We start from the raw sequence: 12,439 nt of genomic DNA on the forward strand, positions 1-12,439 counted from the left end.
TTTCCCTTTCCCCAAAACCCGAAAAGTATTGAATGCTCTCTAGCAGGAATTCGACCTTCTATTATGAGCAATGGACTTCCAGTCTGAGGGTAATTTTGTATATTTTTAAATGTGATGTCTGCAACAGGCTACGCCTACGCATTCTGTCTAGATCAACCAAAACTTTGAACAACATACATATCATTACCAGTATCCCCTACTAAAAGCAAGTTACTGTCATCACTTTCTAGATTTCGACTGCCAGCAATACCCTTTTGCAGGACTTTAATCAGCCTTTGGGGAGAGAAAGATTCTAATTCCACAAACTTTCCAGATTCTAACCATGCTAATTCTTCAGCAGACAAAGTTTGACGAATCTCTTGAGGTAATTGTTTAGCTACTTGCGCCGAATCTAGAGAAGATTGAATGAACATTCCGCGTTTAGTAGCGATAATTTGACTTGGCGTTAATCCGATATCAATAATTGCAATCTCGCTATTGAGAAACCAACTATCATTGCTTCTCAAATTATGAACTAAACTAATTCCTCGTGGATTGCAATCATGAACTGCATATACTTTCAAATCGGGATTGCGGCGTAGCATTTGCATTGTGGTGTCAAAAATGCTTTGGGGATATCCAGTAATGCTGAGAATTGCACAGTTATTTTCAAAGTGAAAATTATTAGCAATTAATAGTTGAGCAATATTAGCACTATCACAAACAACTAATCTATCGAAACTGTAAGCAGTCACATCAGGATTAACCGTAGCTGGTGTATTTTCCTCACGCGGAAAAGGTAGGATTTTAAGAATTGAACCATTGATTTTCTGCCATCGGTTTAACCAACCTTGAAAATCATTTTGAGAAAATGAAAACTCCTGTGCAAATTTAGTTTGTCCTAGCTGTCGAGTTCCCCAGTATATCGACAGCATCCCTAGAATAACGGCGATGACAAATAGACTAAACGAGTTATATATAATTAAGCTAGCAACAATTCCTACAGCAAGAATAATGCCTCCTATTATTTGTAAGCATCTAGCATATTCTTGGCGAGGCTTAATATGTGTTTTCTTTGATGTAGATTTTGTATATAAATATAATACAAAGCATATATTAAATAGAATAGATACTGTCAGGAAAGAATTAGCACCAAACAAGAAGGAAGCAAATCCACCTATGAATCCTGGTGCCCAAACATTAAAAAATAGATATATAAACAACAAACCAAATATTGAAGTAGACTTGGATTTTATCCGATTATCTAATAAATAAAGCAGTTGCTTGGGTGTAAAAAATAAGGTGTGATTTGCAGAAATATCAGCGATCGCCTTTGCAAAAAAAGGATCAGTAATCTTAACTTTACTCATACTGGTCGGTTCAAAGGCAAAGGGATGATTGCATTTTATACACCGACCTTGATTAGCTGTCCGGTCTTTTAGTTTATTGTCAGTTCCGCAGTTAATGCACTTCATAATGGTTGCCCAATGTTATTTATTAATTGTTGGGAAGGTAAGAGGCAAGAGGAAAGAAGGCTTTTTGAGTTGTATGGAGTTTTTTCACACAATCAAATATGAGTCTTATAGCACCTGATTTGTTAGTAAAACACTGTAGTCTTCCCGCCGACGAATCAAGCGATGTGTGCCATTTTCTAGCAAGACTTCAGCAGGTTTGGGGCGGTGTAAAAAGTGAGACGACATAGCATAACCATAAGCACCGACATCTAGAATGGCAACGATATCACCAATTTCTAACGCTGGAAGTTGGCAATTTTTACCCAGATAATCTCGTGAATAGGTGGTATTACCACAAATATCAGTTGTGAATAAGGAGCGAAGATTGTCTGCTTGCTTCCAAGTGAATATTTCTCGGTAGCCACCGTGTACTGATGGTACTGAAAGATTGGCAACGGTGGTATCAACTCCAATAATCTGTTTTTCTCCTTGCCATTTCACAGAAACAACTTGAGCAAGCAAAGTTGCACATCCTGCGATCGCACTTCGTCCCGGTTCAATCACCAAATCAATTTTCCGCCCTAAATGAGTAATTCTCTCGCTTAACTCAGCGCCAAAGACTTCCCAGTCAAAGGCTGTTTTGTTGTGGTGATATGGATAGCCAAAGCCACCACCAAAATCTAAATATTCCCAATCTGGTAACAGTTGTGCTGTGGCTATGACTGCATCAATCACTTGGGTAAATGCTTCTGTGGCATTGGTTCCAGTCCCTCGATAAAAGTGTAAACCACTCAGCTTTAATCCAACTTCACGAGTTAAAGCGATCGCATCACCAAATTCTTCAGGACGCACACCAATGCGGCTATCTCCGGTAATTTCGGGCAAATTGAGGCGTAAACCCAGCCGAATAGATTTCTCTCTGTGTTTGGGCAAAACTTTGCAGCACAACTGCAACTGAGCGAGACTATCGAGATTGAGTGTTGTAACTCCCCAATTTAAGACTTGTATCATCTCAGCCCGATTCAAATTGCTACCACTGTAAACAATCTCACTAGGATCGAAACCAGCTTGCAATCCCAGGTAGATATCTCCTGGCGTATTAGCGTGAAGTCCCCACCCAAATGAGCGAAAAATTTTTAACAGGGCAATATTGCCATTAGTAACGCTTGCAAACCGAAATTGCGTGCGGCGATAACTGATTGCTTTAGTAATGCACTCAATAGTTTCGCGCAAGTGATCGCCATTATAAACATAAAGAGGAGAACCATAAGTACTCAGGAACTCCTGGGCAAGTTTCCCAGAAAATGGGAGAGACAAGGGGATTAATTGTTCACTCCTAACTCCTAACTCTTTTTTATCTAACCTTGCCATCGCTTGTAATTTCTCCATAGCCAACGATGTAACCAAAAAGGATGATCCAGGGACTGTTTACTTAGTTCTTCATTTAAAACATGCGATCGCCAAAGTTGCCACATAATAAGTAACCAGAGAGTCTCACCAATCCGCCTGCCTTGAATAGCTGCTCCTAGTTTGCCTTCAACGATTTGGGCCGCAATGTGAGGATAAAAGTGATTGTTGGTGCGAAGTGTCTCTGGATTGAGCCAGATGCCTAGCTGATGCCAAAAATCATTTAAACACCAAGAAGTTAGGGGAACCCCCATCCCCCGTTTTTGTCGCCAGACAATTTCAGGTGGGAGCCAATTTTCTACAGCCCGCTTGAGGATATATTTTTCACAAGCTCCTTGCAAACAGAGTTCTCCAGATAGGCGGAATGTCCATTCTGCCAAAGGTAAATCACAAAAAGGCGATCGCACCCATAATCCATGAGCAAACCCCAATGCAGCCGCACGTGGATGGATATTCTGCGCTCCTTTGAGCATCAAACTAGCACGGCGGAGGCGATGCAGCAAAGATGGACACTCATTGCGATTAAGAGCCGCCAACAGCCAATCTTCAGGATGCAAATTTTGGATCTGTGCATAAACCTCCGGCTGATAAACTTGAGATTCGTATCCCCCAAGACGGTGAAAGGTGCGGAGATATTGCTGGATAAAAGTTTCCTGTCCTGCGGGATTTTCTGCCTGATAAACACCTGCGGCAATTAAAGGTTTGTTCGTCCAACCGGCAAACAATTGATCTCCACCTTCGCCGTTAAAAATTACCTGAGTTTCTTGACTCGCCCTTTCAGATAAGAGATACAACGGAACACACACGCCATCTCCAAAGGGTAAATCTAATGCTTGCACAGTAGGAATTAAGGCATTCTTGATGGAACTTGGCGTTACTGCAACTTTAATAAGCGGAATTTTGAGAAACTGGGCAACTTGTTCAGAGTATGGATATTCTGGAATGCCTACATCACCAAAATCTAAAGTGTAAGCGCGGACTTTCACCCCTGCTTGCACCAGCAGCGCCGCCACCACTGAAGAATCGAGTCCGCCAGAGAGAAACACCCCAACAGGTTCATCCTTTAAATCGGCAATCTGTCGTTCAATGGAATCTTTAAGGAGGGTTTGCAATTCGGTAATTGCTGTAGCTTCATTTGTTAACTGTTCTGGGGCTTCCCGCCACGAGTCGATGTGCTTAGATTTAGGTGTTTGCAGCTTACCTGATTGACAATCACTCTGCCAAACTAATTCAGTTCCCGCCGTCACTGCAAACACTTCCTTAACAGGAGTTAAGGGTGTGGGAACGTAAGAAAAACAGCTATAGCCATATAACCCAGAAATGCTAACTTCTGACTGTTGCAAAATCGGTAAGAGTAGTTGCAGTTGTGATGCAAACCAGATAACTTGTTCTTGCTGAGTCCAATACAAGGGCATCTTTCCGAAAGGTTCTCTACCCAAAATTAGGCAGTTATTTTCTTGAACACTTACCCAAGCATCGGGTGAAGTTAATAATCCTGATGCTGAAATAGCAGCAATTTGATTTTTTAGCGGTGGACAATTTCCATCAAGTCCTATGTAAACAACATTCCAAATAGGAAAAGGATAATTTTCTTGTAGAGAGAAATTATTTTTCTGACCTAACCCCCTAACCCCCTTCCCTTGCAGGGAAGGGGGAAAGTTCAAAGCCTCTCCCCTTTTAGGGGAGAGGTTAGGAGAGAGGTTTTCCAGAACGCTATTTAACAACGCCTCCAACTCATGTTGAGCGCCATAACCCCAATAGCCAAGAAAGTGATGCGGGATGTTGTCCATCTGGACTATTTCACTTCAAAGGTTTCATCACTAATCTGCCGACCTTCCAGCAACATCTGCACCTTCCAATTGCCAACAGTTGCAGCCGGATTAATCGTGTAGCGACACTGCGTATCCCAGACAGACGTATTAATTTCGCGGGTTTGATAACTGTTTTGCTTGACAATTTGACCACTTGGGTCAATCCAATTACAGGAGAGAGCCAGCTTTTTACCCAAGGGTGCATCCTTTAAAGTGACATGGTAAAAAATTTCTGGATTGGTTTGGCGGGAAATTGTCTTCAAGTCACCGCCAGTATTTGATACCAAGGTGATGCGGTCTTGTTGAGCAGAAACACGAGAGAGTGCAGAATTCTGTCGCTGGATGAAAAATATTGTAGATGCACTCAGTATCACTAAGAATGCCACAACTCCAGAGGTAATCCATCGATTGCGGCGTTGCTCTACCTCCAGCGCTTGGCGGCGATTTAACTGAATCAGCGCTTCATCTAGTAACTCAGGCGGTAAATTCAACTCCTGTAAAATTTCTCTAACCTGCTGTTGGTCTAGTTCCGCTTCTCGACGCACTTGCAGACCTTCTACTTCTGTGACTATTTGTGCTAATTGTTCTTGAGTCAGTCGCTGCGTCATCGCTTAACTCCTGTTAAAAAAACTTGATGGCGATTCTTGATCTTGATTACGTGCAATCAGAAGAACTCTATACTTACTTTTCTAGGTACATCATAAGCTACAACATAAAGTTGTTGCTTTTCGGATTCTTTCTGAGATATCTTTCCGAAAGCTTTATTTATTTGACCAATCTAAAATCTAAAATCCAAAATTGTTATGGCTCAAGAACAACAAACCGCAATTGAAGGTATCTATGAAGTCTGTATCGGCATTCCAGAACCAATTTCTGCAATTCAGTATTGGGAGCAATTTGGCTATCGTATTGGTCAAGTGGGTGAATTAACCGCAGATATAGCTTATCAATTATATGGAGTAAATTCGTCTTTACGCTCAATTCGCCTCTACCACCAAAATTCAGATCATGGTTTGATTCGGTTGATGGTTTGGCAAAACCCTACCCATGAAGGTTTGGGAATAGCATCGATGAAAATTAAGGGAAATCGTTGGGCAACAAGCCTAACAACCGATGTGTTAAGTATCTTAAATCATATAGAGGATGCAAAAGCCGCAGGTTTTCCTATTAGGCACTCTAATCCTTATTGGGAAGTCATTTACAACAAAGAGAGGAAAAGCCGTCCTTTTGTTGAGTCAGCAGTTGGTGTGCGAGAAATGCTGCTACTTCAACCGTTAGCTCGACAAGTTTTATTTCAACGATTTGGCTATACACTACCGGATTACGGACAAGTTAATCATAATGCTGCTCTCAAGGCTAGTCAGTTTACTCATATAGGAATCATCTCTCAAGATGACAGCAAAGAAACCCTCAAGTTTTACGAAGAAGTTTTAGGTTTGCTGCGTGTGCGTGATGATGTCGAAACTAGCTATGAATCTTCGCCAGCAGGTCGAGATATTTTTGACCTTAACCCTGGTGAAAAGTTTATTGTTACTGCTTTTGACGATCCGCGTTCTTCTAAGTCTGACCTGATGGCTGCACGCAGTGGTAGGCTTTATATTGTTCGATTCCCAGAATCTATTAATTTAGAATCGCGTTTTGAGGCAGCCCAACCAGGTAGCTTAGGTATGTCTTTATATACCTATCGGGTTAAGGGAATACAACACTATTGCGATCGCATTCAAGCAAGTACTGTACAAAAAGTTACAGATATTATTAGTAATGAGTTTGGCGAGACGAGTTTCTCTTTCATTGCACCAGATGGCTACTTCTGGACTTTGCTGGAAGCTAATTAACTGGGCGTTGGGCATTGGACATGGAGGATTGGTAGTTATAGCCCATAGCCAATGCTCAAAAACTAGTTTTCATTTATTTACGTCAATAGACAGTTCCTTTTTGCTATGTCTCAACTGTTTCCAAAGCGCCCTAATTTGCTCGTAAGCTTCTTCTGGAGATAGTTTTCCGCCTGTTTCTAGACAAGAAATGTAAGTAATTCTTTGGGCAAATTCTTGAAGGTTGGCATTAAATGCTAAAGTCTCTGGCTGGAATTTACCATAATATCGGCTACGAGGGTAAAGAAAGCTATTTTTATCTTGCGAGTTAGGCTGTGTCATTAATTTGCTCTCTGTAATTTTTATTAGAATTCTAGATTTTATTTTTATCTAAGTGTAAATACACAGTAGAAAATTTCAATTCCAGAATGAAGTTAATATTGTAGTTAAAAAAATATTTTATTGACTAGTACAGTACGGCACAAATCTGCTGGTAATATTAAGTTTTTTTGTGTTTATTGATACAAAAACTCAAGCTTTTACTACAAACTTATTTACTCCCCAAAGTTGGCTGTAGTTATCGCGTATTCTTTTTTGTTTTTACTACCGCACTTTTTGATTCACCTGTAACCAAATTTCTAAACTTGCAAGCAACCAAAGCTTTACTCCATAACGACTCCAAGTATCTCCTTGATAGTTTAACCAATTACGAATTGGTAACTGGTTCAAGTAAGGAGTGATAGCTGCATTCCGATTTAGTAATAAATCTCTAGCTTCTTGCTGCCAATATTTCCGAAATCCTAACTGCACAGGCACCATCATGCCACTTTTGGGACGATGAATAATTTCCTCTGGTAAGATATCTGCGATAACTTGCTTTAAAACTGCTTTTTCTTCCACCCCAGAAAGTTTATACTCTGGAGGGATTTCCATGCTTAAATCTACTACTCGTTGGTCAAATAGGGGAGAACGTCCGTGCAAAAGGGCTGCTTGAGTCAAGTTACTGACTTTCGTCAGAATTTGGTCAGCACCTTTGAATTTGATGTTCATTGCCATCAAACGATTCAGATAGCTGGCTTGGGAATATAAATCTTCTTCAAAAACCCAAGGTGCTGTTTGTACCGCTGTCCAAACTTCTGGTTTTAAAAGTTGCGGTAAGTCAACAGCGCACTTTTGAAAGGAAATTAAATAAGCTTGCAATGCATCCTGATTAGTGACAGAGCCATATAAACTATTGATGAGCATTGGCTGATTTTTTGGCCCACCAAAACAGGGGTCGCCACCTTCACCATTTAAAACTACTTCTACGTTTTCTCTCGCCAGTCGTCCCAGCAAGAGGTTGGGAACAGTCAGTGGGTCGCCAATGGGGTCATCTAAATACGCCATTGTTTCTGGCAGACGTGACCACATATCCTTAAAAGTAATTTCCAAAATGTGGTGCTGCGTCTGGCAATGGGATGCAACGAGACTGGAAAATTCTAACTCATTGGGACATTCTGAACCAAAATGAATCGAGAAGGTGTGAACTGGTGCTTTGTGGAATTTCGCTGCTAAAGCAGTGATACAGCTAGAGTCCAAACCACCAGAAAGAAAAACGCCGACGGGTTCGTTTGCTGGTGGTAAATATTCTTGAACAACTTGGTCTAGGAGTTCTCGCAAGCGATCGCCATGCCATGCTAAGGGTTGATCTATTGCTACAATCTGTTCTTGAAGCTGCCAGTAAGCTTCAATTTTCTGGTCGGGAAATTCTAAAACGGTTCCAGGTCGTAGTTCGCGCACCTGTTCCCAAAGCGTTCTTTCTCCTGGAACAAAGGCACAACAAAGGTAATCTCGCAACGCTACCAAATCTAATTCGGATGAACGGTGAGGTGATAAAGTTCTCAGTTGAGGCGCAATCCAACGAACCGAACCAGTGGTAGTGTAATAGAGAGTCCGAACACCGATGCGATCGCGAACCAACTTCAATACTTGTCTTTCTCTATCCCAAACCACTAGCGCAAACATTCCCACAAGTTGGTGAAGACATTCAAAACCCCATCGTTCCCAAAGATTGGCAACTACTTGCAGATAACTTCCTTGAAAGCTATCCGGTTCAATCCCTAACTTTTGCAGTAACTGCACTTGGTTAGTTAACCAAACATCACCAACAACAACAAATCGTCCTCCAGAACTGATTGCTAATTTCTCCGTCAGAAATCCAGAAGCTGTACGTGGTAAAACTACATAAAATTTTTCATCTCGCCAAGCTATATTTTCATAACTTTCATCAACTGTTCCCCAAGCTACGCGCCAGGTTGGGTCAGTCTTAATAAATTCGATTTTAGGAGATTTACGATTTTTAAACGCATCAAATAGCATGGTAAATTTTCAACGCATAATTTAGTCATTTTAGGCAGTTTTGAAATAAATAGACTACACACAAACCTTTCTCCAAAAAGGCTAATTATGCAAGTTAAATTTGGAACAGCTTACCTTTTCCCAAGATGCAAGCAGATTTTATCCCTAAAACGATCGCACAAGCAAGTCAGCAAATGCAAAGTGGCTTGCTAACTTCCAGCATGTTAGTCAAGCATTATCTCGCAAGTATCAAAAAGTTAAATTATACACTCAATGCTTTTATTACAGTTCTAGAGCAACAAGCCCTAGAAGCTGCTATTCAAAAAGACTTTGAGCGAATAAACGGTCAAAACTGCGGGCTGTTACACGGGATTCCTATTGTTGTAAAAGATAATATTGATACAGCAGAAGTAAAAACTACCGTTGGTTCACAACTTTTTTGCGAACTGACAAATCAAGGACTGCGCGATCGCATACCATTATCTGATAGTGTAATTGTCCAAAAGCTCAAGGCAGCAGGTGCGGTAATTTTAGGTAAGACAAATTTAAGCGAATTTGCGGCTGACCTTTCTGGAAACAATCTTTTTTATGGAAATACTTGCAACTTCTGGAACCACAACCACTCATCAGGAGGTTCTTCTAGCGGAAGTGCAACCGCTATTGCTGCACGCCTTTGTTTAGCTGGAATTGGTACTGATACTGGTGGTTCAATTCGAGTCCCCGCCAGTTGGTCAGGAGTGGTAGGACTGCGCCCAACTTACAGATTACTTAGCAATAAAGGTATTTTTCCCCGCACTCGTAGTTTTGATACAGTTGGTTTTTTGACAAATTGTGTAGAAGATATTGCTATTTTACTTGATGCTGTACTCTTCCCTATTTCCACAAATTTAAAACAACTATATCCTCTACCAACTAATATCAACGGGTTAAAATTGGGCATACTTAATAACTATACATTTCGGGGAATTGAACCAGAAATTGCTAAGGCAATTTCTAACGCCATATCCATCTTGAAAAAACTTGGAGCGGAAATTATCACTATAAATTCTCCATTTTTAATAGAGGGATTTGATGAGGTGACTTATTCCACTATTGCTCTTTATGAATTCCATCAAGTTTTGCAAGCAGAATACGCTACAAACCCCAATAAATTTGGAGCTAAAGTACAAAGCGACTTATCCAAAGGAGTAAAAATTTCTCATCACAGTTACAAAAAAGCAAAGCAGAAACGGGAAGAATGTTTTCTGCAACGGCAAAAACTGTTTCAGGAAGTGGATATTTTGCTAACACCCACAACACCAATAGTTGCACCTCTTATTGACGCAGATGCTAAAATCTATCGATTAAATCAGCGATTTATGTTACCTTTCAGTTTTCTGGGTTTACCTGCAATATCGCTGCCTTGTGGACAAAGCACTCAGGGTTTACCTATAGGATTGCAACTTGTTGGTAATTCCTATACCGAAGCTTTGATTTTAAGAGTTGCTTTTGCCTTGCAAGTTGCTACTACTTTCTCTGAAGATAGCCTTCTCTAACTAACGGTAAAACATTTCGTCCCACATTTTCGCACTCTTCTAAATGGGGATAACCAGACAAAATAAAAACTGTGATTCCCAAGTCTATGTATTGCAAAAGACGCTCTGCCACTTGCTGATAACTACCAACAATTGCCATTCCTGCACCACTCCGTACCACAGAAATACCAGCCCAAAGCAGTGGTTCAACATACCAATCTTCATCAGCATTTCCCCGTAATTTCCATTGTCGACTTTGACCGACACTTTCCCGCTTGGTATTAGGAAATTCAGTGGCTCGTGCTTTAGCTAATACTTGTGGAGAAACTTTTGCCAACATTTCCCTTGCTGTTTCTCTAGCTTCAATTTCAGTTGTTCGAGCAATAATATTAATCCTTAATCCATAACCTACCGCTTTTCTTCGTCCGCAATTGCTAACTAATTGCTGCATCTGGTTAATTCGGTCAGCTAGTTGTTGTCGTGCTTCTCCCCACATTAGATAAACATCTGCAAATTCTGCACCCACTTGTTGAGCCATTTCGCTTGCACCACCGAAATAAAATAGCGGCCCAGACGGTTGTAGAGGTAAAGTTTCTAACCGAGTTTGATGGAGCTGATAAAATTCTCCTTCATAGTCAAAGGGATTAGTGGTTGACCATAACTGCCGACAAATTTGCATAAATTCACGAGTGCGGCGATAGCGGCTATCATGATCTAAATAATCACCATACATTGCCTGTTCTGTTGGTCGTCCACCTGTGACAATGTTAAGGGAAAGGCGACCTTTACTGATGCAATCTAAGGTAAGAGCCATCTTTGCCAATACTGGAGCCGAATAAAACCCTGGACGCACAGCTACCATCGCTCCAGCATTAAGGGTAAGGGCTAAAACTGCTGTTGCTAAAGTCCAAGCCTCCATAATGTGGTGGTTGAAACCCATACCAATTAAAACCTGCCGGAACCCGAATCGTTCTGCTGTTTTAAAAATCTCAACTGTATACTCAAGACTGGGAGGACGTTCCCAAATGGGCAAACCTAAATAGAATCCATCACCAGATACCGGAGCGCACCAATTAAATTCCAGTTTCTGTTTTGCAAACATTTATGCAAATTTTAAATTGCGATTCAATTATGCACTAGATTTTGAGCCAAGCAACAGTTAACAATGCGGGTTAATGCTCGGAATAGGTGTTGCTATCTAAAGATCATAGTGCATTGTAGAGAGCGTTATTACGAATTACGAATTGTTTAAATTAATTTTCAGATATATAAATTTTAATTTGAAGGCTTTCTCTCAAACTGCTAAGGTAAGCTAGCAGCGCATAAGTAAAAATCACAATTCCAGTCATTTCTAAAAATTCTTCAACGACTATACCAATTAACGTTATTAGGCTGCGTCGCCCAAAATCTTCTCTCAAAAATCCACCTACCATTTCCATACCTAAAGTTCCACTCACATAAACAACAGCGGAAATCAGAAATAAATACCTAGTTTTGTAAGGGAGATAAAGCCAAAATTTTAGATATTTAAATGCAAAAATTCCCACTAAAATAGCACCAGGTATCACCCAGGTTTGGAAAAATATAGGATTGAGATGAAACGATTCTCGCACTGACGGAATTATCAAAAGCTCGTGAAAACTAAATGCTTCATCCAAACTCAAATATATAAATATAAAATATAAGGTTTTCCAGCCAGAGAAATAGCGATCTTCCGAATTAATAGCGGTAATTGCTTTAAGTAATCCCGAACAAAATAATAGAGAAAATGCAGAATACCAGGCAGGAATATTCAATTCTTCATCTAAGCTAAATAGTTCGTAAAACCATTTGCTAGCTGGGAAGGAAAACTCCGTGAACCAGAAGTAGGCACTTAGAGCGCCTGCTAAGGTGAGGCAAATAACTGCTGCCATTAAACGTCGAGCAATTGTTTTAGCACACAGATGAATTGGTAACTCTATGTTAAAATCTGATGCTTTTTGCTGCATACGCATACTGAGCTAATTTCCTTTGTGCGGAATAAAATCATTAATAGGAAATTATCTCATATAGATAAATGATCTGAGCCAACTATTACAGAATCTTGATTCAGGAAAACCCTAGATTTTTGAACGAAATTGCTAATA

General features: G+C 40.4%; 10 protein-coding genes. 2 read left to right on the forward strand and 8 right to left on the reverse strand.

What is annotated here, in order from left to right:
• Window positions 1–152: 152 nt before the first annotated feature.
• The 4 genes from NPUN_RS09375 to NPUN_RS09390 form a co-directional block, all read right to left on the reverse strand.
• Window positions 153–1,454: a hypothetical protein gene (locus NPUN_RS09375; RefSeq protein WP_012408524.1), complete on the reverse strand. Its 1,302-nt coding sequence runs from the start codon at window positions 1,452–1,454 to the stop codon at window positions 153–155.
• Window positions 1,455–1,559: 105 nt separating this feature from the next.
• Complete coding sequence (locus NPUN_RS09380) at window positions 1,560–2,804, reverse strand: diaminopimelate decarboxylase family protein (protein WP_012408525.1); 1,245 nt, start codon at window positions 2,802–2,804, stop codon at window positions 1,560–1,562.
• The gene (locus NPUN_RS09385) at window positions 2,792–4,630 is read right to left on the reverse strand and encodes an asparagine synthetase B family protein (RefSeq protein ID WP_012408526.1); all 1,839 of its coding nucleotides are present in this window, start codon (window positions 4,628–4,630) and stop codon (window positions 2,792–2,794) included. Before NPUN_RS09385 ends, NPUN_RS09380 begins: the two co-directional genes overlap by 13 nt.
• Before the next feature lie 5 nt (window positions 4,631–4,635).
• Window positions 4,636–5,259 carry a DUF3859 domain-containing protein gene (locus NPUN_RS09390; protein WP_012408527.1) on the reverse strand — a complete coding sequence of 208 codons (624 nt, stop codon included), beginning with the start codon at window positions 5,257–5,259 and terminating at the stop codon, window positions 4,636–4,638.
• A 195-nt stretch (window positions 5,260–5,454) separates the two neighbouring features.
• Between NPUN_RS09390 and NPUN_RS09395 the strand changes: the two genes are divergently transcribed.
• Window positions 5,455–6,486 (forward strand): VOC family protein, encoded by a 1,032-nt coding sequence (locus tag NPUN_RS09395; protein ID WP_012408528.1) that lies wholly within the window; start codon window positions 5,455–5,457, stop codon window positions 6,484–6,486.
• A gap of 69 nt (window positions 6,487–6,555) precedes the next feature.
• Here NPUN_RS09395 and NPUN_RS09400 read toward each other — a convergent pair whose 3' ends face one another.
• Window positions 6,556–6,804 (reverse strand): DUF7219 family protein, encoded by a 249-nt coding sequence (locus NPUN_RS09400; protein ID WP_012408529.1) that lies wholly within the window; start codon window positions 6,802–6,804, stop codon window positions 6,556–6,558.
• A 261-nt stretch (window positions 6,805–7,065) separates the two neighbouring features.
• Window positions 7,066–8,820 carry an asparagine synthetase B family protein gene (locus NPUN_RS09405; RefSeq protein ID WP_012408530.1) on the reverse strand — a complete coding sequence of 585 codons (1,755 nt, stop codon included), beginning with the start codon at window positions 8,818–8,820 and terminating at the stop codon, window positions 7,066–7,068.
• 125 nt (window positions 8,821–8,945) lie between these two features.
• Between NPUN_RS09405 and NPUN_RS09410 the strand changes: the two genes are divergently transcribed.
• Complete coding sequence (locus tag NPUN_RS09410; RefSeq protein WP_012408531.1) at window positions 8,946–10,334, forward strand: amidase; 1,389 nt, start codon at window positions 8,946–8,948, stop codon at window positions 10,332–10,334.
• Here NPUN_RS09410 and NPUN_RS09415 read toward each other — a convergent pair.
• Together NPUN_RS09415 and NPUN_RS09420 are read right to left on the reverse strand one after the other, a co-directional pair.
• A complete protein-coding gene (locus NPUN_RS09415) occupies window positions 10,306–11,415 on the reverse strand; it encodes an LLM class flavin-dependent oxidoreductase (protein WP_012408532.1) in 1,110 nt (369 codons plus the stop codon). The two genes, NPUN_RS09410 and NPUN_RS09415, sit on opposite strands and share 29 nt — an antisense overlap.
• 151 nt (window positions 11,416–11,566) lie before the next feature.
• Window positions 11,567–12,307 carry a hypothetical protein gene (locus NPUN_RS09420; RefSeq protein ID WP_012408533.1) on the reverse strand — a complete coding sequence of 247 codons (741 nt, stop codon included), beginning with the start codon at window positions 12,305–12,307 and terminating at the stop codon, window positions 11,567–11,569.
• Window positions 12,308–12,439 lie beyond the last annotated feature (132 nt).

The sequence above is a fragment of the Nostoc punctiforme PCC 73102 genome (genome assembly GCF_000020025.1).
Taxonomy (GTDB): Bacteria; Cyanobacteriota; Cyanobacteriia; order Cyanobacteriales; family Nostocaceae; genus Nostoc; species Nostoc punctiforme.

Coding starts and splice junctions, on each gene's coding strand:
- NPUN_RS09395 (WP_012408528.1), top strand. CDS start 5,455: ATGGCTCAAGAACAACAAACCGCAATTGAAGGTATCTATGAAGTCTGT.
- NPUN_RS09375 (WP_012408524.1), bottom strand. CDS start 1,454: ATGAAGTGCATTAACTGCGGAACTGACAATAAACTAAAAGACCGGACA.
- NPUN_RS09400 (WP_012408529.1), bottom strand. CDS start 6,804: ATGACACAGCCTAACTCGCAAGATAAAAATAGCTTTCTTTACCCTCGT.
- NPUN_RS09410 (WP_012408531.1), top strand. CDS start 8,946: ATGCAAGCAGATTTTATCCCTAAAACGATCGCACAAGCAAGTCAGCAA.
- NPUN_RS09415 (WP_012408532.1), bottom strand. CDS start 11,415: ATGTTTGCAAAACAGAAACTGGAATTTAATTGGTGCGCTCCGGTATCT.
- NPUN_RS09385 (WP_012408526.1), bottom strand. CDS start 4,630: ATGGACAACATCCCGCATCACTTTCTTGGCTATTGGGGTTATGGCGCT.
- NPUN_RS09420 (WP_012408533.1), bottom strand. CDS start 12,307: ATGCGTATGCAGCAAAAAGCATCAGATTTTAACATAGAGTTACCAATT.
- NPUN_RS09390 (WP_012408527.1), bottom strand. CDS start 5,259: ATGACGCAGCGACTGACTCAAGAACAATTAGCACAAATAGTCACAGAA.
- NPUN_RS09405 (WP_012408530.1), bottom strand. CDS start 8,820: ATGCTATTTGATGCGTTTAAAAATCGTAAATCTCCTAAAATCGAATTT.
- NPUN_RS09380 (WP_012408525.1), bottom strand. CDS start 2,804: ATGGCAAGGTTAGATAAAAAAGAGTTAGGAGTTAGGAGTGAACAATTA.